This window comes from Streptomyces sp. NPDC048496 (assembly GCF_043200055.1).
In the GTDB taxonomy this organism is placed as follows: Bacteria; Actinomycetota; Actinomycetes; order Streptomycetales; family Streptomycetaceae; genus Streptomyces.
The window spans coordinates 91521-113423 of record NZ_JBICXB010000017.1 but is presented as its reverse complement, the minus strand read 5'-3'; the positions used below and the strand labels follow the sequence as shown (position 1 = coordinate 113423).

At 71.3% G+C, this 21903-nt stretch carries 17 protein-coding genes; 10 read left to right on the top strand and 7 right to left on the bottom strand.

All coding sequences use genetic code 11. The features are described 5' to 3' along the window. Positions 1-155: 155 nt before the first annotated feature. The 3 genes from ACGFSA_RS18205 to ACGFSA_RS18195 are packed head-to-tail and all read right to left on the bottom strand — an operon-like array spanning position 156 to position 3656. Positions 156-767: a TetR/AcrR family transcriptional regulator gene (locus ACGFSA_RS18205; RefSeq protein WP_366135024.1), complete on the bottom strand. Its 612-nt coding sequence runs from the start codon at positions 765-767 to the stop codon at positions 156-158. Positions 768-796: 29 nt separating this feature from the next. Further along, positions 797-2884, bottom strand: a complete 2088-nt coding sequence (locus tag ACGFSA_RS18200; RefSeq protein ID WP_393305309.1) for a YhgE/Pip family protein — start codon at positions 2882-2884, stop codon at positions 797-799. Further along, the gene (locus ACGFSA_RS18195; protein WP_393305307.1) at positions 2856-3656 is read right to left on the bottom strand and encodes an ATP-binding cassette domain-containing protein; all 801 of its coding nucleotides are present in this window, start codon (positions 3654-3656) and stop codon (positions 2856-2858) included. Before ACGFSA_RS18195 ends, ACGFSA_RS18200 begins: the two co-directional genes overlap by 29 nt. 164 nt (positions 3657-3820) lie before the next feature. On the opposite strand from ACGFSA_RS18195, the gene ACGFSA_RS18190 reads away from it, so the two are divergent. The 3 genes from ACGFSA_RS18190 (at position 3821) to ACGFSA_RS18180 (ending at position 5903) form a co-directional block, all read left to right on the top strand. After that, positions 3821-4375, top strand: coding sequence for an SAV_6107 family HEPN domain-containing protein (locus ACGFSA_RS18190; protein WP_393305305.1), 555 nt, complete (start codon positions 3821-3823; stop codon positions 4373-4375). A 102-nt stretch (positions 4376-4477) separates the two neighbouring features. Next, positions 4478-5236, top strand: coding sequence for a class I SAM-dependent methyltransferase (locus tag ACGFSA_RS18185; protein WP_393305302.1), 759 nt, complete (start codon positions 4478-4480; stop codon positions 5234-5236). A 271-nt stretch (positions 5237-5507) separates the two neighbouring features. Then, positions 5508-5903 carry a DUF3040 domain-containing protein gene (locus ACGFSA_RS18180; RefSeq protein ID WP_393305300.1) on the top strand — a complete coding sequence of 132 codons (396 nt, stop codon included), beginning with the start codon at positions 5508-5510 and terminating at the stop codon, positions 5901-5903. A gap of 613 nt (positions 5904-6516) precedes the next feature. Here ACGFSA_RS18180 and ACGFSA_RS18175 read toward each other — a convergent pair. The 4 genes from ACGFSA_RS18175 to ACGFSA_RS18160 all read right to left on the bottom strand — a co-directional run bounded on the left by ACGFSA_RS18175 (position 6517) and on the right by ACGFSA_RS18160 (position 12177). After that, positions 6517-8928, bottom strand: coding sequence for a DUF3488 and DUF4129 domain-containing transglutaminase family protein (locus tag ACGFSA_RS18175; RefSeq protein WP_393305298.1), 2412 nt, complete (start codon positions 8926-8928; stop codon positions 6517-6519). Between the two features lie 10 nt (positions 8929-8938). Further along, complete coding sequence (locus ACGFSA_RS18170) at positions 8939-10321, bottom strand: DUF58 domain-containing protein (RefSeq protein WP_393305296.1); 1383 nt, start codon at positions 10319-10321, stop codon at positions 8939-8941. Next, complete coding sequence (locus ACGFSA_RS18165) at positions 10321-11373, bottom strand: AAA family ATPase (RefSeq protein WP_393305294.1); 1053 nt, start codon at positions 11371-11373, stop codon at positions 10321-10323. Before ACGFSA_RS18165 ends, ACGFSA_RS18170 begins: the two co-directional genes overlap by 1 nt. 240 nt (positions 11374-11613) lie before the next feature. Continuing rightward, positions 11614-12177: a beta-class carbonic anhydrase gene (locus ACGFSA_RS18160; protein ID WP_393305292.1), complete on the bottom strand. Its 564-nt coding sequence runs from the start codon at positions 12175-12177 to the stop codon at positions 11614-11616. A gap of 381 nt (positions 12178-12558) precedes the next feature. Between ACGFSA_RS18160 and rsmH the strand changes: the two genes are divergently transcribed. The 7 genes from rsmH to murD are packed head-to-tail and all read left to right on the top strand — an operon-like array spanning position 12559 to position 21805. Continuing rightward, positions 12559-13524 (top strand): 16S rRNA (cytosine(1402)-N(4))-methyltransferase RsmH, encoded by a 966-nt coding sequence (rsmH, locus tag ACGFSA_RS18155; RefSeq protein WP_358858034.1) that lies wholly within the window; start codon positions 12559-12561, stop codon positions 13522-13524. Between the two features lie 49 nt (positions 13525-13573). Beyond that, the gene (locus ACGFSA_RS18150; RefSeq protein WP_393305289.1) at positions 13574-14173 is read left to right on the top strand and encodes a septum formation initiator; all 600 of its coding nucleotides are present in this window, start codon (positions 13574-13576) and stop codon (positions 14171-14173) included. A 4-nt stretch (positions 14174-14177) separates the two neighbouring features. Further along, positions 14178-16178 (top strand): peptidoglycan D,D-transpeptidase FtsI family protein, encoded by a 2001-nt coding sequence (locus ACGFSA_RS18145; RefSeq protein WP_393305287.1) that lies wholly within the window; start codon positions 14178-14180, stop codon positions 16176-16178. A gap of 18 nt (positions 16179-16196) precedes the next feature. Next, complete coding sequence (locus ACGFSA_RS18140; protein WP_393305285.1) at positions 16197-17912, top strand: UDP-N-acetylmuramoyl-L-alanyl-D-glutamate--2,6-diaminopimelate ligase; 1716 nt, start codon at positions 16197-16199, stop codon at positions 17910-17912. Positions 17913-17916: 4 nt separating this feature from the next. Then, positions 17917-19323 (top strand): UDP-N-acetylmuramoyl-tripeptide--D-alanyl-D-alanine ligase, encoded by a 1407-nt coding sequence (gene murF, locus ACGFSA_RS18135; RefSeq protein ID WP_393305283.1) that lies wholly within the window; start codon positions 17917-17919, stop codon positions 19321-19323. Then, complete coding sequence (gene mraY, locus ACGFSA_RS18130; RefSeq protein WP_037697086.1) at positions 19320-20390, top strand: phospho-N-acetylmuramoyl-pentapeptide-transferase; 1071 nt, start codon at positions 19320-19322, stop codon at positions 20388-20390. The genes murF and mraY overlap by 4 nt, the downstream gene beginning before the upstream one ends. After that, a complete protein-coding gene (gene murD / locus ACGFSA_RS18125) occupies positions 20387-21805 on the top strand; it encodes a UDP-N-acetylmuramoyl-L-alanine--D-glutamate ligase (RefSeq protein ID WP_393305280.1) in 1419 nt (472 codons plus the stop codon). The genes mraY and murD overlap by 4 nt, the downstream gene beginning before the upstream one ends. The last annotated feature ends 98 nt before the right edge of the window (positions 21806-21903 follow it).

Here is a 21903-nt window from a genome sequence, read left to right as displayed (position 1 = left end):
GGGGGGGGCGGCGGGGGGGGGCATGGGGGGGGGGGTGTGGGGGGGGTATGGTGTTTGCGTAATCCCCGAACCGGGGGGGGGGGCGTGGGGGGGGGGATCGAGCCTCGCCCGACCGACGTTTCCGCGTGTGCGGACATCACCCCGGGGAAGGTGTGTCAGTGCCCGCTGACCCGGCCGTGCAGCAGCAGCGACAGTGCCGAGTGCACATCGTCCATGGGCCGCTCCGGCTGGAACGCCTTCCAGTCCAGGGCCGCCACCAGGACCATGCCGACCAGCGCGGCCGCCGTCAGGGGGATGTCGATCTCCTGGCTGAGCTCACCGTTGCCGACACCCTCGCGCAGCACGTCCTCGACCACGGCGACCGCCTCCTGACGTACCACCAGGAGGGTTGCCTGCCAGGCACGGTTGGTGCGCCACAACTCGGCGACGTACAGCTGGGTGAAGGCCGGATAGCGGTCGATGAAGGTCAGACCGGCCCTGATCATCGCGTCCAGGGCATCGACCCGGGTACCGCCGCGCTCCGCCGTCTCCTCGGCCGCTGACCGCAGCGAAGCGGTCAGCAGCCCGACGCCGTGCCGCAGCAGCTCCTCGAAGAGCTCGGTCTTGCTCTTGAAGTTGTAGTAGACCGTGCCCTTGGCGACCCCGGCGCGCTCGGCGATCTCGTCGACCGTGGTCGCCGAGAAGCCCTTCTCGGCGATGAGAGTGACGGCCGCCTCGTAGAGCTTCTGCCGGGTGGCCTGGCGGCGCGTGCTGCTACTGCTTTCCATGCGCTCGATTCTCACAGGTCCGGGCGCGCTCACAGGCTCAGCTCCGGATGCAGCCGGTCCAGCGTCCACACCTGCTTGCGCCGGGCGGACACCGCGGTCAGGGCCAGCGCCCCCGCAGTGAACGCCAGCAGCACTACGCAGTCCTGCCAGACCGGGCCCAGCCCGCCGCCCGTGATCAGCCGGCGCAGGCTCTCGACGATGTAACTCATCGGCAGGAACGGGTGGATCGCACCGAAGAAGCCGGGGCTGGTCTGGACGGGGTACGTGCCCCCGGCCGAGGTCAGCTGCAGCATCAGCACCGCGAGCACGAGGATCCGTCCCGCCGCACCGAACCGGGCGTTCAGCCACTGCACGATCGCACCGAAGCAGCAGGTCACGAGGGCGAGGAAGCCGATCGTCCCGGCGGCATGGGCCATCTGCAGCCCCAGCCCCCAGTGCAGTACGGACATCAGGGCGGCCACCTGCAGCAGACCGATCGCGGCCACCGGCAGCCACCCGGCGAAGGCAATACGCCAGGCGGAGGCCCCCGCGGCGAGCGCCCGCCGGTTGAGCGGCTGGATCAGCATGTACGCCACCATCGCGCCGACCCAGAGGGAGAGCGGAATGAAGTAGGGCGCGAATCCGGTGCCGTAGGTGGCGGCCTGGTGCATCGACTGGGAGGCGAGCTTGACCGGATCGGCCATGACGTCGGTGCGCCGGTCGCGGTCCTGCTTGTCGTAGTCCGGGATCTTGCCGACGCCGTCGTTCAGCCCCTGGGCGAGCGTGGCGGAACCGTCGCTCAGCCGGATCAGCCCGCCGTCCAGGTCGGTTGCGCCCGTCTTCAGCCTGCCGACGGCGGTGTTCAGATCGGCGGATCCCGTCTTGGCCGTGGCGAGACCCGTGTGCAGTTCGTCCGCGCCGCCGGCGACCTTGTGGGCGCCGGTGTTGAGCGCGTTGATCTTCGCGACGGCGGACTTCAGGTCCTCGTCCAGGTGCGGGGAGCGCTCGGCGAGGGCGTCGGCCTGCTTCTGCAGAGTGGTGAGCTGCCCACGCAGCTTCGTCACGTCCCCGTTCTGGTCCTTCACCAGGACGTTCACATCGTCGGCGACCTTCGCGACATCGGCGGCCGCGGTCGTGGCGCGCTTCAGCGGGGGACAGACGGTGGGGTCGGAGGGCAGCTGTTCCGTGCAGCTGGTGCGGTAGACGTCGGCCAGATCGTCGGAGGCATTGTGGGCGGTGGTCGCCGCGGTGGGCGCCGCCTTCACCAGCACGTCGAGGTTGTCCCGTACGGTCTGCGAGGATTCGGCGACCAGCCGGGCGGTGTCACCGATCGACTTGCCGTTGTCCTTCAGGAACGGACGGACGTCGGCGGCCACGCCGTTGACCTTGTCGGCGAGGAGCTGGGTGCCGTCGGCGACCTGCTGGGAGCCGGTTTTGAGGTCTCCCGCGCCCTTGTTCAGCTTGACGATCCCGCTCTCCAGGTGCCCGCTGCCCGCCTTGGCGTCCTTCAGCCCGTCCGCGAGGTCCTTCGAGCCCTTCTTGGCCTTGCTGATCCCGCCCTTCAGATCGTCGGCACCCTTGGCCGCCTCGGCCGTCGCGTCGTGGAGGTCGGAGAAGGAGATGAAGATCCGGTCCAGGAAGCCACGCGAGGCGTTGGTCGAGGCGGCGGTGCGGACCTCGGAGAACACCGTCCGGGAGATCTGCCCGACGATGTAGTTGTTGGCGTCGTTCGTCCGGACCTGGAGAGCACCGGTCTCGGGGGAGTCGCCCGAACTGGACGCGATCCGCTTGCTGAAATCCGACGGCATGGTCAGCGAGAGGTAGTACGTACCGTCCTCGACGCCCCGGCCGGCCTCGGCGGAGCTCACCTCGTGCCACTCGAAGACCTTGGAGTCGAGCAGCTTGGCGGTGATCTCGTCCCCCGCCTCGACGCGCTTGCCGGCCGCGGTGGCGCCCTTGTCGTTGTTGACCAGCGCGACGGGGATCTTGTCGAGGCGGCTGTACGGGTCCCAGAAGGACCACAGGTACAGGGCGCCGTAGAGCAGGGGCAGCAGCACGAGCGCGACGAGTGCGGCGCGGGGCAGCTTCCCCCTGCCGAAACGCTTCAGCTCAAGCGCGGCAAGTCTCGGCGATCGCATCGGCCGTCCCCTCCTCGGTCGTCGTCGCCTCAGGGGCGTCGGTGGTCTCTGCGGTGTCGGTGGTGTCCGTGGCCCCGGCGCTGTCCATACGCACGGTGATCGCGCCCTCGGGGGCCTGGCTGCAGACGGCGATCACGGTCGTCCCGCCGGCGGCGACGGAGCGCAGCATCTCCCAGGCCTCGGCGCGTTCGGCGTCGGAGAGCTTGAGATCGGTGTCGTCCACGGCGAGCAGCCGCGGGTGGCCGATCAGCGCGAGGGCGACGGACAGCCGCAGCGCCTCCAGCCGTTCGAGATCGCGTACGGAGGTCCGCTCGGCCTTGGGCAGGGTCGTGGGGTCCAGTCCGGCGGCGTCCAGCGCGGCGTCGATCCGGGCCCGGGCCGTGGCGGCGCGCTCGGCACGCGGGCGGAGCAGGGCACGCAGCGAGCCGTCGAAGCGGCGCTGCAGGAGGGCCCGCTCGCGCAGGTGCTCGGAGACGGTGAGGGCCGGGTCGAGCTCGCTGACCCCGGGGACCGGGCCGAGGGCGCTGATTCTGCGTACGGCGGCCATCTGACGCGGCAGGCCCAGGCCGCCGATCTCCGCACGGCCCTCGGAGGGACGCATCCGGCCGGTGAGGGCGAGCAGCAGACAGGTGCGGCCGGAGCCGGACGGGCCCTCGATCGCGACCAGTGCGCCGGGCCCGGCGTCGATCCGCACGCTCCGGAAGGCCCAGCCGCGCGGTCCTTTGAGCCCGAAGTCCTCGGCGGTGACAGCTGCCCCGTGCGGGCTGTCCACAGACTCTCCTTTTTTAGACTGACCAGTCAGTGCAAAAAAATAGCCCGAACTCGCGATCGAAGCAAAAGCGCAGGTCAGGGGTCGATCGGGCCGATTGTCAGTGGTGCCCCCCACGATGGATACATACGGCCACGGAGCCGTCACACGACGACAGGAGGTTCGTCATGGCCAACTCGTCCGCAGCAGCCGCCTCTCGGCGCCGCGCAGGCGGCCCTGCCCCCTCACCGACCGGCCCCGCCCCGTCCTCCCCATCGAGTGGTCCGGCGAACGACGTCCACCCCGTGCTGCGCCGCGCCACGGCGCCGCCCGCAGCCCTCGACCTGCTCGCCCAGGCCCGCATCGGCCTCGACGAGGCCGCCGTGCTCACCGTGCCGAACGAGCGCTATGCCACCGCCCACCTCGCGGCCCTGCGCACCGCCGCCGCCGTGCTTGCCGCACGGGGACGGCCCGAGACAACCAGGCGGCGGCGGGAAAGGATCCGCAGCGCCTGGGATGTCCTCCCGGAGATCGCCCCGGAGCTCACCGAATGGAGCGCCCTGTTCGCCTCCGGGGCCCGCCGCCGGGCCCGCGCGGAAGCGGGCATACCGGGGGCGGCCAGCAGCCGTGACGCCGACGATCTGCTGCGCGACGCGGCCATGTTCCTGCGCCTCGTCGAGCGGCTGCTGGTGCTCCAGCCGACACTCCCACAGGCCCGGAAGGAGCGGCCCGACGCGGGATGACGGCGGTGGTGGCCCGAGGCAATAGGGTGGACAGCACCTGCATCACCTGCACTGTTCACGCTCCGCCGTCAGCGGCGGCACCGTGCCGAGGAGTCATCTGCCGTGTCGGACCAGCTGCGCCCCCGCGCCTCCCTCCGTACCGCCGTGGTCTGGGAGGTCCTGAAGGATGCCCTCGACCGCCAGGTCAAGGCGACCGGCCGGGACGCCCTGGACGTCCTGGACACCGGCGGCGGCACCGGCAACTTCGCCGTGCCGGTCGCCCGGCTCGGCCACAAGGTCACCGTCGTCGACCCCAGCCCCAACGCGCTCTTCGCGCTGGAGCGCCGCGCCGCCGAGGCCGGGGTCGCCGACCGTGTCCGCGGCGTCCAGGGCGACATCCTCGGTCTGTTCGAGGTGGTCGAGCGCGGCGGGTACGACGCGGTGCTCTGCCACGGAGTCCTGGAGTACGTCGACGACCCCGCCGAGGGCGTACGGAACGCGGTCGACGCGCTCCGCCCGTCCGGTGAACTCAGCCTGCTCGCCGCCGGACTCGGCGGCGCCGTCCTGGCCCGGGCGCTCGCCGGGCACTTCACCGAGGCTCGGCGGGCGCTCACCGACCCCGCGGGCCGCTGGGGCAACGGCGACCCGGTGCCCCGGCGGTACACCGCGGAGCAGCTCACCGAGCTGGTCTCCGCAGCGGGCGTCGAGGTCGGCGCGGTCCACGGTGTACGGGTCTTCGCCGACCTCGTACCGGGCGCCCTGGTGGACACCGAGCCCGGGGCGATGGATGCACTGCTCAAGCTGGAGAGCGCCGTCGCGGAACTGCCGGCCTTCCAGTCGGTCGCGACCCAGCTGCACGTTCTGGGCACCAAGGGCGCCTGAGGGCGGCCGCAGCGCGGCTGATCAGCAACGCAGCCGCAGACGGAGTACGCCCCAGGACGCCCGATCGGGGGCCGCGCCACGTATGATCGGGGGACACCATCCGGCATGACGGATCGGAGGTTGGGGAATCTACGCCTCAGCAGCTGAGCCGTCGTGGCGGCCCGGACTGGCTGATTGGCGATGCGGGCGGGTTTCACGGGGGTGATTCCCTGCCTATCCTGGAAGGGCCGCATACCGGCCGCCCCCCGCGGCCGACGACGAGGAGGACTCCGTGCCGCTCTCGGAGCACGAGCAGCGAATGCTCGAGCAGATGGAGCGAGCGCTGTACGCCGAAGATCCCAAGTTCGCGACAGCGCTCGAGGGAAGCAGGCTGCGTACGTACACCCGACGACGGGTCTACCAGGCGGTCGCAGGCTTCCTGGTGGGTATCGCGCTCCTCATGGCCGGAATGGTCGCCCAGCAGATCTGGATCAGCGTGGTGGGATTCCTCGTCATGCTGGGCTGCGCGGTCCTTGCGGTCACTGGTTGGCGCAAGGCGCCCAAGCCCGGCGAGCAACAGGCAGCCGCCGGCGGCGGGAGCGAGCGCCGACAGCCCAAGCAACGCCGATCGGTGATGAACCGGATCGAGCAGCGGTGGCAGCGACGCCGCGACGAGCAGGGCCAGTAACGCTTCGGAATACCGATGGGTGAGGGGGCGGCCGCATCTCTGCGGCCGCCCCCTCAGAGCCTGTCGGGTGACCTCTGATCGGGCGGCCACGCCCTGGCACGCACGCTTCCCGCGTTGCCGAAATGCCCTAGTAGCTCCGCTACGAGGACCTTCCAGCGCCTTGGAATCGCACGCACCAGACCGCGTCCGCTTTCCGATCGAAGGTCACCCGACAGGCTCTCACCCGTGTCCGCACCAGTGCGGTGACCGCTCACGGGGTGTCCTCGAACGCCGGACGGCCCGCGGCCGCCGGACGGGCTTGGACCGACCGGCACATGGGAGGCGGCTTCGCGGGGCTGGGCACGCACATCTGCGGCGTTGTCGTCAGTCAACAACTCCCCCAGCCCTGAGGGCATGGGGGACCCCCTTCGCGTTGCCTCCCTCCTCCGCCTTGCAGCTGCACGCACCCAGCCCCGCTCCTTCTCCCACCCCCCAATTACCGGCTCCCACCCCCAAGCGCCGGTCGGTCTTACGCAATCGAGCCCGTCGAAGCGATCCCCCTCATGCCCGTGAGGCCCTTGAGGCTATGGGGGGGCTCCAGGACACGGCGCAGCCGGAGGCCGCGCGCCATGCCTCAGCTCTGCTGCCGGGACGGCCACCGCGGCCAACCGCCCCACCGCGCAGCCCACCTGCCGGCGACAGCCGACCGGCGTTCCGAGAGCGCATCCATCACCCGAATGGCCGATCGCGGTGCCACGACCGCCCGGATCCGGGTGAAGCGGTCGGCGGAGATCCGCAAGCTGTTCCGCACCGTCTCCACGTCCTCGGCGAACCCGGCGCCCGCCCGGGGCTGCGGGGCGTAGAGCACCTGCTCCACAGCCCCCGCCACCCGGTGCACCGCGGCCGCCGCCTCCGTGTCGAGCTGCCCCAGCCGGACCACCCGGGCCGCCGTCTTCCGCGGGGTCTGTGAGTCGTCCGGCTCGACGCCGTGGTCCCACGCCGAATCGATGATCTCCAGCCAGGCCGCCAGCGTTCTGGCCGTCACATCGGCCGGCGTGCGCCCGGTGGACGACGCCAGCCTCCGCTTACGCACCCGTACCCGCCACAGCATCGGCAGCAACAGCAGCGTGACGACCACCAGCGCGGCCAGAGCCACCCGGACAACGGTGCTCGTCGGGGTCCCCGAGTCCGTGGGACCCGAGGCGGCCGGCGCCACCGCGTTACCGCAATCGCCCTGCTTGCGCATCTGCGCCGGGCAGCTCTCCGACGCGGACGGTGCCGCGGACGGCGCCGCCGAGGCGCCCCGCTCCGGCAGACCCGGGTCGGCAGCGCCGCCCGCCGGGGCGTCCGGCCGGGTATAGCCGGGCGCGTTGCCACGCGTCGGGGTCGGCTCGAACCGGGTCCATCCGACGCCCTCGAAATACAGCTCGGGCCAGGCGTGCGCATCGCGCAGCCCCACCGACACCGCACCGTTCGCCTGCACCGTGCCGGGAGTGAAGCCCACCGCCACGCGGGCCGGAATGCCCAGCGTCCGCGCCATCGCGGCCATCGTGAACGAGAAGTGGACGCAGAAGCCCCTCTTGTCCCTCAGGAACCGGCCGATCGCGGCCGAGCCGGTGCCGGAGGTCACCGTGGTGTCGTAGCTGAAGCCGCCCTCCGAGGCGAAGTAGTTCTGCAGCTTCACCGCTCGCTCGTAGTCGTTGGCGGCGCCCTTTGTCAGCCGGTCCGCCGTCTTCTTGACCACCTCCGGCAGCGAGCCCGGCACCTTGGTGTACTCCCGCAGCACCTCGGAGGGTGCGTCGGGAGCCGCGGCGAGCTGGTCCGCGGTCGGTTGCACGACCAGGCTCGACACCTCGTAGCGCGCACCGCCGGTCGTCTGACCGCGGTCGCCGATGAGGGTGCGCCCCGCGGGTTCGTACCGCCAGCGCCCGCCGATCTTCACCTCGGTCGCGGGGTAGGGGAGCGGCAGATAGCTCTGCTGGTAGGAGCGGGAGGAGGAGATGTTCGACCGGATCTCCGTGACAGCGACATCCGGATTCAGGCCGTCCGGCCCCGGGATCCGCTTCGGCACGTCCTTCAGGCTGCGCCGGGAGGCCCGCCACTCGCTCCCGTTGAACTGGTCCAGGGCCAGGATCCGCAGATAGAAGTCCTGCGGGTTCCGGGAATTGGTGCGGTACGACATCACCTCCCGGTTCTCCGGCTGGTTCAGATTGTTCTGCAGCGAGACCAGCGGGTTCACCGCGGAGATCGTGCCGCCGCCACCGCCCTTGCCGCTCCCGCTGCCGGTCCCCGCGAGGAACCCGCCGTCGAGAGCGGGCAGGGCCGCCGGTACGGCCAGTGCGATGCCCAGCGCCAGCGCACCGATCCGCCGCCCGGTGCGGACCGGGGCGAGCGCCCGGCCGCCCGACACGTCGAGGCCGGCCGCCGCACCGCTCGGTGACCGTCCCGCGCCGCCGAAGACCCGCCCCCACTGGGAGATCCGGTCCCGGCCCTCGGCCAGCAGGAGCAGCAGATAGCCGCAGGCGGCGAGCAGGAACCAGAGCCAGCCCGCGCCGCCGCCGCCGGACAGTCCCGCGGCGACCGAGTAGAGCGCCAGGAGCGGCAGCCCGGCCGGGGCCGCGCTGCGAAACGTCACCGCGAGGGTGTCCACGGCCAGACCGATCAGCAGTACACCGCCGACCAGCATCAGCCGGATGCCCGCCGTCGCGGGCGCCGGGATGGCGTACTGCCCCACATCGTCCGCGCCCGCCCGCAGCAGGTCCGCCAGGTGCCGAACGGCCTCGGGGCCCGGCAGGAAGCCGACCACGGCCTGCTCCCGTGCGAACACCGCGGTCAGCAGTACCAGGGTGACCAGGAACTGTGCCGTGACGATCAGCAGCCGCGGCAGCGGCACCCGGCGGGCGAGCGCGCCCACCCCGCTCTGGATCGCCAGCAGGACCGCGGCCTGCAGGATCCATCCGGTCGGGTCGACCAGCGGCAGCATCGAACCCGCCGCCAACAGCGTCGCCGCAAAGGCGCACAGCGCCAGCCGACCGCGACCGCTCATGACCGTCCCCTCATGACCATCCACCGGTGAAACCTGTCGTGCCGCCCGGTGCGCCGCCCGACAGCGCGGACTGCGTCACGGAGCTCTGCTGTCCCGCCTGCTGCCACAGCCGGGCAAGATCCGCCCCCGGCCCCACCGCGACCGCTGTCCAGCCCGACTCGCGCAGCAGTCGCAGGCGCTCCTCGGACGCCGCGGGCTCCGCGTCGGACGCGCTGCCGTGCACCCAGGCGGCACTGTCCAGGACGAACGCGATGGCGCCGCCGCTGCGCTGCCGCATTCGGGCAGCCACCGCCGTCTGCTCGTCGTCCAGATCGCCGAGGAACGCGACCAGCAGCCCCTCGTTGCCGCCGCGCAGTACGTCGTACGCGCGCGACAGACCGCCTCCGTCGGAGTGGTCGACAACCGCGAGGGTGTCCATCATCAGTCCCGCGGAGTCGGCGGACTCCTGGGTCGATCCGGCGAAGCCGCCCTCGCCCGGCACCGGACTGCCGTCGTCGGTCAGCAGCCGCACCGCGAAGCCCCGCTCCAGCATGTGCACCAGCGCGGACGCCGCCCCCGACACCGCCCACTCGAAGGGCGAGTCGGGCCCGGTCCCCTGATAGGCGATCCGCCGGGTGTCCAGCAGCACCGTGCACCTGGCCCGTTGGGGCTGCTCCTCGCGGCGCACCATCAGCTCGCCGTAGCGCGCGGTGGAGCGCCAGTGGACCCGGCGCAGGTCGTCGCCGTGCCGGTAGCCGCGCGGAATCACGTCGTCCTCGCCGGCCAGGGCGAGTGAGCGCTGCCGCCCCTCGCCGTACCCGGACGCCTCGCCCGACAGCCGCACCGGAGGCAGCGGCTGGGTCCGCGGGACGACGACCAGGGTGTCGTACGCGCTGAACGGACGGGTCAGCTCGCACATCCCGAACGGATCGCTCAGCCGCAGCTGCAGCGGCCCGAGCGGATACCGCCCGCGCAGATCCGACCGGACCCGGTAGGACACCTCGCGCCGGCCGCCCGCCTCCACCCGGTCCAGGACGAACCGGGGGCGCGGCCCGAGCACATAGGGCACCCGGTCCTGCAGCATCAGCAGCCCGGTGGGCAGCCGGGACACGTTCTCCATCCGCAGATGCACCCGTGCCTCGGTGCCCGCGGGCACCCGGGACGGGGAGAGCCGCCGGGTGCCCGCGACCCGGTAGCGGGTGCGGAGGAGCACCGTCGCACAGACCAGCGGGAGCACGGTGAGCAGCAGCCCGACCCGCAGCAGATCACCCTGGCCCAGCACATACGCACAGATCGCGGCCGCGATTCCGGCAGCGAGGAAGGACCGCCCACGCGTCGTCAGCCCACCCAGCGCGGCTCGCAGACCGCCTTTGCCGTCGCCGTCCTCCATCGAGGCGGACCCCCCGGCCGTCATCACGCCCGCCGTGCGCCGGGCGTCTGCTGCCGGCCGTACACCGGCCGGCCCGGCTGGTGCTGCGGCGACGGGACCGACGTACCGCCGGCCGCGGTCGGCACCGGCGTCTGCTGGAGGATCTCCAGCACGACCTGCTCCGCGGTGCGGCGGTTCAGCTGGGCCTGCGCGGTGGGCAGCAACCGGTGCGCGAGCACCGGGACGGCCAGCGCCTGCACGTCGTCCGGCAGACAGTAGTCCCGCCCGGTCAGCGCCGCGGACGCCTTGGCGGCTCGCAGCAGATGCAGGGTGGCGCGCGGCGAGGCGCCGAGTCTGAGCTCCGGGTGACTGCGGGTCGCGCTGACCAGCTCCACCGCGTACCGCCGCACCGACTCGGCCACATGGACCGTCCGCACGGCCTCGATCAGCTTCACGATGTCGTGGGCGTGCGCCACCGGCTGCAGATCGTCGAGGGGCGAGATCCCGCCGTGCACATCGAGCATCTGCAGTTCGGCCTCCGCGCTGGGGTAGCCGATCGACACCCGGGCCATGAACCGGTCGCGCTGGGCCTCGGGCAGCGGATAGGTGCCCTCCATCTCGACCGGGTTCTGGGTGGCCACCACCATGAACGGGTCCGGCAGTTCGTAACTGTGCCCGTCGATGGTGACCTGGCGCTCCTCCATCGATTCCAGCAGAGCGGACTGGGTCTTCGGCGAGGCGCGGTTGATCTCGTCGCCGATCACGATCTGGGCGAAGATCGCGCCCGGCTTGAATTCGAAGTCGCGCCGCTGCTGGTCGAAGATCGACACGCCGGTGATGTCCGAAGGCAGCAGGTCCGGCGTGAACTGGATGCGCCGCACCGAGCAGTCGATCGACCGCGCGAGCGCCTTGGCCAGCATCGTCTTGCCGACCCCGGGGACGTCCTCGATGAGGAGATGCCCCTCCGCGAGCAGCACGGTCAGCGAAAGCCGTACGACCTCAGGCTTGCCTTCGATCACACTCTCCACCGACCTGCGCACCCGCTCCGCTGTGGCGGTCAGATCTGTGAGGCTCGTTCGATCGTCATAGGTCGTCACCCGGCCCTCCTCGGCCCTGCCCCGCGCTCTCAAGGAGCAGGGGGTACCCCATTCACGGGCCGATGCGCTGTAGTTGGCCCGGCCCACCCCGATGTCCGGACACCCTCCGGACAGGTCCGGTGGGTGTCACACCCGCATTCTTGTTGCCGTTACCGCTTCGTGTCACTCGCCTGTGGACAAGTGGATGCGAAATGTCGGGGTCCAGGTCCTTTTCGGTACCCGCCGGACGTGCAATCAGGGTCAGGCGACGGGAAGGATCTCGCGGAGCAAGCCGCTGGTCACGTCGAAGACGAAGCCGCGGACGTCGTCGGTGTGCAGCAGGAACGGCGAGGTGCGGACGCGCTGCATGGACTGCCGTACGTCCTGATCTGCGTCCTTGTAGGCCTCCACGGCCCAGACCGGGCGCTGGCCGACCTCCGCTTCCAGTTCCTGCCGGAACTCCTCGGTGATCGATTCGAGGCCGCAGTTGGTGTGGTGGATGAGTATGACGCTGCGGGTGCCGAGGGCTCGCTGGCTGATGGTGAGCGAGCGGATCACGTCGTCGGTGACCACGCCGCCCGCGTTGCGGATGGTGTGGCAGTCGCCGAGCGCCAGGCCGAGCGCGTCGTGCAGGTCGAGCCGGGCGTCCATGCAGGCGACCACGGCGACCTGCAGCACCGGCCGCGCGTCCATGCCGGGGTCGTCGAACTCGGCCGCGTAACGGATGTTCGCCTCGACCAGGCGGTCGGTGACGGTCCCGCGGGTACGGGCCTGACCGGCAGCGGATGCGGAGAGCTCGGCGTGGGGGTGCGCGGGAGTCGACATGGATATGACGTTAGCTCGCACAGTTCGCTCTGGCGTGCTGTGAGAGCGGACAAAGAACGTCAACGAGACTTGTTGTGAGGTAACCCACAAGCCTCACAACGAATCGCTCGACGGGGTGGTAGGGAGGGCGGGGCGACGCGCTGCCCCGTTGATTGATCGGGAATCGATCGAATGGCAGGGTGGACTAAAGTGAGCGGAAGATACCGACACCCTGCACATTCCGAAGATTTCCCCTGTGTGCGCGGCGTACGTACGGCCCGGCCCTCTCCCGCTCGCCGGTCGGCTGACGCCACTTTCCCGGCGCCGGTGGACCTCCCCTTCCGAGCGGGCGGGGACCAGGCCGTACGTGGAGCCACACGGGACCTGAGCCTGAGAGGGCGCATGAGCCAGACCCGACACGTCCCGGTGATGCTCCAGCGATGCCTGGACCTGTTGGCCCCGGCTCTGGAAGCGCCGGGCCCGCAGCAGCCCGTGGTCGTCGACTGCACCCTCGGCCTCGGTGGCCACAGCGAGGCGCTGCTCGCCGCCTTCCCGTCCGCCCGGCTGATCGCGCTGGACCGGGACAAGGAAGCGCTGCGGCTCTCCGGCGAGCGGCTCGCGCCGTACGGCGACCGGGCCACACTGGTGCACGCCGTCTACGACGAACTGCCCGAGGTGCTCGCCCGGCTCGGCATCCCCAAGGTTCAGGGCATCCTGTTCGACCTCGGTGTCTCCTCCATGCAGCTGGACGAGGCCGACCGCGGATTCGCGTACGCCCAGGACGCCCCGCTCGACATGCGGATGGACCAGACGACCGGCATCGGCGCGGCCGAGGTGCTCAACACCTATCCGCCCGGCGAACTCGTCCGGATCCTGCGCGCCTACGGCGAGGAGAAGCAGGCCAAGCGGATCGTCTCCGCGATCGTGCGCGAGCGCGAGAAGGAGCCGTTCAGCAACAGCGCCCGGCTCGTCGAACTGATCCGGGACTCGCTGCCGCAGGCCGCCAAGCGCACCGGCGGCAACCCGGCCAAGCGCACCTTCCAGGCGCTGCGCATCGAGGTCAACGGCGAGCTCGCCGTCCTGGAGCGGGCGATCCCGGCCGCGGTGCAGTCCCTCGCCGTCGGTGGCCGGATCGCCGTTCTCTCCTACCACTCGCTGGAGGACCGCCTGGTCAAGCAGGTGTTCGCGGCGGGAGCCGCCAACACGGCGCCGCCCGGTCTGCCCGTCGTCCCCGAGCGTTACCAGCCCCGGCTCAAGCTGCTGACCCGCGGCGCGGAACTGCCCACGGAGGAGGAGGTCGCCGAGAACCGGCGAGCCGCCCCCGCCCGGCTGCGCGGCGCCCAGCGGATCCGCGAGGAGGAGCGGTGAGTGCGGCCGCTCCGGCCGGCACGGCACCGGGAAAGCCCGAGGTGGCGCGGTGAGCGGACCGGCCGGACAGCTGAAGGGGCGGGCCGCGCGCCTCGCCCGGCTGATGCCCTCCAGGCCCAGCAACGCGGCACGTACGCCCTTCGTCCTGCTGGTCGTGCTGCTCCTCGGCGGCGGACTGATCACCCTGCTGCTGCTGAACTCCGCGCTCAACGAAGGTTCGTTCAGGCTGAGCGAACTGAAGAAGCGGACCACCGAGCTCACCGACGAGCAGCAGGCGCTCCAGCACGACGTCGACGGGTACTCGAAGCCCGACGCACTGGAGCGCCGCGCCCGCGAACTGGGCATGGTGCCCGGCGGCGGCCCCGCCTTCCTCGAACCCGACGGTACGGTCCGCGGTGTTCCCTCCGAGGCCACCGCCCCGCCGACCCCCGCAGCCCCCCGGCAGACCCAGCAGGCGGCACCCCTCCCGGACCGGTCCGCCGCCTCATCCACGTCCGCGGCGCCGGTCACCGGCTCGCCGTCGGCGCCACCTGTGACGAAGTCCAGCACCGCGGCAGCCCCGCCCGCGACGAAGCCCAGCACCTCCGCAGCCCCGCCCGCGCAGCCGCGCACCCCGGCAAACCAGTCCTCGACGAGCCCCGGCAGGTGACGCAGTGCCCTCCAAGGAACCACCGCGCCGCCGGGTCCCCGGCCCCGCGCGCCCCCGCAGCGCCGCAGCCGACTCCGGCCGCCCCCGGCCCGCCGCCCGCCGCCCGTCGTCCGCCGCGGCCGCGCCCCGCGCAAGGGGTCGCCGCGCTCCGCGCAAGGGATCGGCGCGCCCGCTGCGGCTGGGCAGCCCGCGCCCCCGGCTCCGCCTGGTCAGCCTGGCGCTGACGCTCGTCATGCTGGCGTTCGTCGTGCGGCTCCTGCAGGTGCAGGCCGTCGATGCCAGTGCGTACGCGGCCAAGGCCGACAAGAACCGCTACCTCGAGTACACGGTCGCCGCCGAGCGCGGTGAGATCACCGACCGCAGCGGGATCGCCCTGGCCACCAGCGTCGACGCGTACAACGTCACCGCCGACCCCAAGATGTTCACACCCGAGGACAGCCAGGTCCCGGACGCACCGGAGCAGGCCGCGGCCCTCCTCGCGCCCATCCTCGGCGTCGAGGCGGAGGAGCTGGCGAAGAAGCTGTCGAAGCCGAAGAGCCGGTACGTGGTGCTGGCCCGCCGCCAGACTCCGCAGGTCTGGAAGCAGATCAAGGACCTCAAGTCCGTTTTCGCCGAGAAGGCGCAGAAGGACAGGGCGAACGGCGGCACCGGGGCCAATGTGCTGGCCGGTGTCTTCCAGGAGACGACCACCAAGCGGGTCTACCCCAATGGCGCGCTGGCCGCCGGGATACTGGGTTACGTCAATGCCGAGGGCAAGGGTGCGGGCGGCCTCGAGTCACAGCTGGACAAGGAACTCGCGGGCGAGGACGGCAAGATCAAGTACGCCCAGTCCGGCGGCCGCCGGGTGCCCACGGCGGGCACCAGCGAGGTCCCGGCGGTCGCGGGTTCCGACATCGAGCTGACCATCGACCGGGACATCCAGTGGGCCGCGCAGAAGGCCATCTCGGATCAGGTGAAGAAGTCCAGGGCGGACCGCGGCTATGTGATCGTGCATAACGCGAAGACCGGCGAGGTCCTCGCCATGGCCAACGCCCCGGGATTCGACCCCAACGACCTCTCGCAGGCCGACGCGGCGTCGCTGGGCAACGCGGCGCTGCAGGACGCGTACGAACCGGGCTCCACCAGCAAGGTCATGTCCATGGCCGCCGTGCTGGAGGAGGGGGTGGCCACCCCCGGCACCCATGTCACCGTCCCCAATCGGCTGCACCGCGGAGACCGGCTCTTCAAGGACGACATCGACCACGCCACCTGGTACCTGACGCTCAACGGCGTACTCGCCAAGTCCAGCAACATCGGCACCATCCTGGCCACCGGGCAGCTCGGCAGGACCCAGCCGCAGGCCAACAAGGTCCTCTACTCGTATCTGCGCAAATTCGGCATCGGCCGCCCGACCGGGCTGAACTACCCGGGCGAGACCCCCGGCATCCTCGCCAAGCCGCAGGACTGGTCGACCTCGCAGCAGTACACGATCCCGTTCGGCCAGGGACTCTCGCTCAGCGCGATGCAGGCCGCCTCCGTCTACTCGACGATCGCCAACGGCGGCGTCCGGGTCCAGCCCACCCTGATCCGCGGAACCAAGGGCGCGGACGGCCGCTTCACCCCCGCTGCCGCCCCCGAACAGACCCGGGTGATCAGCAAGAAGACCGCGAAATCACTCGCGGGCATGCTGGAGTCGGTGGTCGGTGACGAGGAGGGCACCGGCACCAAGGCCCGCATCCCCGGATACCGGGTCGCGGGCAAGACCGGCACGGCCAACCGGGTCGACCCGGTCCGCGGCGGCTACCACGGCTACACGGCGTCCTTTGCGGGCTTCGCGCCCGCCGACGACCCGCAGATCACCGTCTACTGCGCGATCCAGAACCCCACCAAGGGAAGCTACTTCGGCGGTCAGATCTGCGGTCCCATCTACAAGCAGGTCATGGAGTTCGCGCTGAAGACGCTCCAGACCCCACCGTCCGGCAGCGAGTCGGCCCGGCTGCCCGTGTCCTTCAGTCCCGGCGAGTGAACTCGGGGAAACCAGCCAGTGACAACCATCACCCCCGAACCCGGGAACCACCTGGGCCCTGCCCCCTCACTTAGCGAGACGCCGGGTGCGCCCGGTACGCTCACCGCCGTGCCCCACGCTGAACAGTCCCAAACCACCCCGAAGGACGCCCCTGTGACCTACCCGGGAGCGCCCCGCCCGGATCGGCTGCGGCCGACCCCCCTCGGTGAACTGGCAGCCCGGCTGGGAGTCGAGCCGCCGAGATCCGGTGAGGTCACCGGCATCACCCACGACTCGCGGGCGGTACGGCCCGGCGATGTGTACGCGGCGCTGCCCGGCGCCCGGCTGCATGGCGCCGACTTCGTCGCCCAGGCGGCCGGCCTCGGCGCGGCAGCGGTTCTCACCGACCCGGCGGGCGCCGAGCGCGCCGCCGCGACCGGGCTGCCGGTGCTGGTGACCGAGAACCCGCGCGGCCGGATGGGCGAACTCGCCGCCGAGATCTACGGGCGGCCCGGCGCCGACCTCCTCCAGATCGGGATCACCGGTACGTCCGGGAAGACCACCACCGCGTACCTCGTCGAGGGCGGCTTCCGTGGCGCCGGACGCAGCACCGGCCTGATCGGCACCGTCGAGACGCGGATCGGCGACGAGCGCATCAAGTCCGAGCGCACCACCCCCGAAGCCACCGATCTCCAGGCCCTTTTCGCCGTCATGCGCGAGCGCGGCGTCGACGCGGTCACCATGGAGGTCTCCAGCCACGCCCTGGTACTCGGCCGCGTCGACGGCTGCGTCTTCGACGTTGCCGTCTTCAACAACCTCAGCCCGGAGCACATGGAGTTCCACTCCGGCATGGAGGACTACTTCCAGGCCAAGGCGAAGCTGTTCACCCCGCAGCGGAGCCGGCAGGGCGTCGTCAACTTCGACGACGAGTACGGCCGCAGGCTGGTCATGGAGGCAACCGTCCCGGTCGTCACCTTCTCCGCCGAGGGCCACCCGGACGCCGACTGGCGCGCCGAGGACGTCGAGGTCGGACCGCTGGGCTCCGCCTTCACGGCCGTCGGTCCCCAGGGCGAACGGATCACGGCCAGGGCCCCGTTGCCCGGTCCGTTCAACGTCGCCAACACCCTCGCCGCGATCGTCACCCTCGCCGTCGCGGGCGTTGACCCCCAGACCGCGGCCGACGGCGTCGCCGCTGTCCCCGGCGTCCCGGGCCGACTGGAGCGTGTGGACGCCGGCCAGCCGTACCTGGCGGTCGTCGACTACGCGCACAAGACCGACGCCGTCGAGTCGGTCCTGCGCTCGCTGCGCAAGGTGACCGAGGGCAAGCTGCATATCGTGCTCGGCTGCGGTGGCGACCGCGACACGACGAAACGCGGACCGATGGGCGCCGCCGCGGCCCGCCTCGCCGACACCGCCGTACTGACCTCCGACAACCCCCGCTCCGAGGACCCCCTGGCCATCCTCGCCGCGATGCTCTCGGGCGCCGCCGAGGTGCCCGCACACGAGCGCGGTGACGTCCTCGTCGACGCCGACCGGGCCGCCGCCGTGGCTGCCGCGGTCGCCCGCGCCCGTCCCGGCGACACCGTGCTGATCGCCGGCAAGGGGCACGAACAGGGCCAGGACATCCACGGAGTGGTACGCCCCTTCGACGACCGTACGGTGCTGCGCGCGGCCATCGCACGGTCCCTGGGGCACGGGAGCGCCGAGAGCGCCCCGGAGCTCGCCCACACCCACGAGAACAACAGTCAGGGATGACCAAGTGATCGCCCTTACCCTCGCCGAGATCGCCGAAATCGTCGGCGGGCAGTTGCACGACATACCGGATCCGGCAGTGACCGTCAGCGGGCCCGTCGTCATCGACTCCCGAGAAGTGCAGCAAGGCAGCCTGTTCGTCGCCTTCGCCGGCGAGCGGGTCGACGGCCACGACTACGCCCAGCGCGCCGTCGAGGCGGGCGCGGCAGCCGTAGTCGCCGCCCGCCCCATCGGTATTCCGGCGATCGTCGTCGACGACGTCATGGCCGCGCTCGGCACCCTCGCCCGGACCGTCGTCGAACGCCTCGGCACCACTGTCGTCGCCCTCACCGGCTCCGCGGGCAAGACCTCCACCAAGGACCTGATCGCCCAGCTCCTGGAGCGCAAGGGCCCCACGGTCTTCCCCGCGGGCAACCTCAACAACGAGATCGGCCTGCCGCTCACCGCCCTGCGCGCCACCGAGAAGACCGAGCACCTGGTCCTCGAAATGGGTGCCCGCTACATCGGCGACATCCGCTACCTCACCGGCCTGGTCCCGCCGCGGATCGGCCTCGTCCTCAACGTCGGCACCGCGCACATCGGTGAGTTCGGCGGCCGCGAGCAGATCGCGATCGCCAAGGGCGAGATGGTCGAGGCGCTCCCGGAGGACGGAGTCGCCGTCCTCAACGCCGACGACCCGCTCGTCCTCGCCATGTCCTCCCGTACGAAGGCCCGTGTTCTGCTCTTCGGTGAAGCCGCGGATGCGGACGTACGGGGAGAGAAGGTCCGTCTCACCGAGGACGGCCGCCCCGCTTTCACGCTCCACACACCCACCGGGTGCAGCGATGTGACCATGCGCCTGTACGGTGAGCATCACGTGTCGAACGCGCTCGCCGCGGCCGCCGTCGCCCATGAGTTGGGCCTGTCCGTAGACGAGATCGCCCTTGCGCTCTCCGAGGCGGGCACCCTCTCCCGCTGGCGTATGGAGGTCACCGAGCGTCCGGACGGCGTGACGTTCGTCAATGACGCCTACAACGCGAACCCCGAATCCATGCGAGCAGCGCTGCGCGCGCTGGCCGCCATGGGGAAGGGGCGGCGTACGTGGGCGGTGCTCGGCCCCATGGCCGAGCTCGGCGACGCCTCGCTCGCCGAGCACGACGCGGTCGGACGGCTCGCCGTCCGGCTCAACGTCAGCAAGCTCGTCGCGGTCGGGGGCAGAGAAGCCTCCTGGCTGCAACTGGGCGCATACAACGAGGGTTCGTGGGGTGAGGAGTCGGTGCACGTGTCCGACGCACAGGCGGCCGTCGACCTGTTGCGCAGTGAACTGCGCGCGGGAGACGTCGTGCTGGTGAAGGCGTCCCGGTCGGCCGGCCTGGAACGGGTCGCCCAGGCACTGCTGGAGAACTCGACCGAGGGCGAGGTCACCGGCCGATGAGGCAGATCCTCTTCGCGGGGGCCATCGGGCTCTTCCTGACCCTGGTCGGTACCCCGCTGCTCATCAAGCTCCTGGCCCGCAAGGGATACGGGCAGTTCATCCGTGACGACGGCCCGCGCAGCCACGGCAGCAAGAAGGGCACGCCCACCATGGGCGGCATCGCCTTCATCCTGGCCACGCTGATGGCGTACTTCCTGGCGAAGGTGATCACCGGCGAGGAGATGCGCTTCTCCGGTCTGCTGGTCCTCTTCCTGATGACCGGGATGGGCCTCGTCGGGTTCCTCGACGACTACATCAAGATCGTCAAGCAGCGTTCGCTCGGTCTGCGGGCCAAGGCGAAGATGGCCGGCCAGCTGATCGTCGGTATCGCCTTCGCGGTGCTGTCGCTCCAGTTCGCCGACGGCCGCGGTAACACCCCGGCCTCCACCAGGCTGTCGTTCGTCACGGACTTCGGCTGGTCGATCGGCCCGGTGCTGTTCGTCGTCTGGGCGCTGTTCATGATTCTCGCCATGTCCAACGGCGTGAACCTGACGGACGGTCTGGACGGCCTGGCCACCGGCGCGTCGGTGATGGTCTTCGGCGCGTACACGTTCATCGGGCTGTGGCAGTTCCAGGAGTCCTGCGCCAACGCGGTCTCCTTGACCAACCCCAATGCCTGCTTCGAGGTACGCGACCCGCTCGACCTCGCGGTCGTCGCCTCCGCGCTGATGGGCGCCTGCTTCGGCTTCCTGTGGTGGAACACCTCGCCCGCCAAGATCTTCATGGGCGACACCGGTTCGCTGGCGCTCGGCGGTGCGCTCGCCGGTCTCGCGATCTGCTCCCGCACCGAGTTCCTGATGGCCATCCTCGGCGGCCTCTTCGTGATGATCACCATGTCTGTGGTCATCCAGGTCGGCTCCTTCAAGATGACCGGCAAGCGGGTCTTCCGGATGGCACCGCTCCAGCACCACTTCGAACTCAAGGGCTGGTCCGAAGTCCTTGTCGTGGTCCGCTTCTGGATCATCCAGGGCATGTGCGTGATCGTCGGACTCGGTCTCTTCTACGCAGGGTGGGCAGCCGCCAAGTGAGCAACCAGGACTGGCAGGGCAAGCACGTCACCGTCGCCGGACTCGGTGTCAGCGGGATCCCCGCTGCCCGTGTCCTGCACGGCCTCGGCGCCGTTGTCACGGTGGTCAACGACGGGGACGACGAGCGTTCCCGTGCGCAGGCCGCGGAGCTGGAGGCGCAAGGGATCACCGTGCGCCTCGGCGACGGGGCGACCCTGCCCGAGTCCACCGAGCTCATCGTCACCACCCCCGGCTGGAAGCCGGACAAGCCGCTCTTCGCAGCAGCCGCCGAGGCGGGCGTCCCGGTCTGGGGCGACGTCGAGCTCGCCTGGCGGCTGCGCGGTCCCGATGCGGCGCCCTGGCTCGCGGTCACCGGCACCAACGGCAAGACCACGACCGTCCGGATGCTCGCCTCGATCCTGGAGGCGGCCGGGCTCCGCACCGCCGCCGTCGGCAACATCGGCGTCTCCCTGCTCGACGCCGTCCTCGGCGAGGAGACCTACGACGTACTCGCCGTCGAGCTCTCCAGCTACCAGCTGCACTGGGCGCCCTCGCTGCGCGCCCACTCCGCGGCCGTTCTCAACCTGGCCCCGGACCACCTCGACTGGCACGGCTCCATGGAGGCGTACGTCGCGGACAAGGGCCGGATCTACGAGGGCAACCGGATCGCCTGCGTCTACAACGCGGCCGACCCGGCCACCGAGGACCTGGTCCGCGGGGCGGACGTCGAGGAGGGCTGCCGCGCCATCGGCTTCACCCTCGGCACCCCGGGCCCGTCCCAGCTGGGCGTCGTCGACGGCATCCTCGTCGACCGCGCCTTCGTGGCCAACCGGCAGAAACAGGCCCAGGAGCTCGCCGAGGTCGCGGACGTCAACCCGCCCGCCCCGCACAACATCGCCAACGCCCTGGCGGCCGCGGCACTGGCCCGCGCCTTCGGCGTCGAACCCAGGGCGGTACGGGACGGCCTGCGGGCCTTCCGCCCTGACGCGCACCGCATCGAACACGTCGCGGACGTCGCATCGGTGGCGTACATCGACGACTCCAAGGCCACCAACACCCATGCCGCGGAGGCCTCACTCGCGGCCTATGACCCGATCGTCTGGATCGCCGGCGGCCTCGCCAAGGGCGCCACCTTCGACGAGCTGGTGACCGGCGCCGCCAAGCGGCTGCGGGGCGTCGTACTGATCGGCAGCGACCGGGCGCTGATCCGCGAAGCCCTCGCGCGACACGCCCCCGAGGTCCCGGTCGTCGACCTCGACCGGACCGACACTGGAGCGATGTCCGAGGCGGTCCGCGAGGCGGCACGGCTCGCCCGGCCGGGAGACACCGTACTGATGGCCCCGGCCTGCGCTTCGATGGACATGTTCGCCAATTACAACAAGCGGGGCGAGGCATTCGCGGACGCGGTCCGCGCCCTCGCCGACGAGAGCGCCTGACGGGCCCGGCCGCCGCGCCGTACTGTCCCGGACAACCGGGTTCGGGCGGCTCCGCCGCACGCCCTGGCCCTCGGCAGCAGCTTCGGGCACGAGCAGTG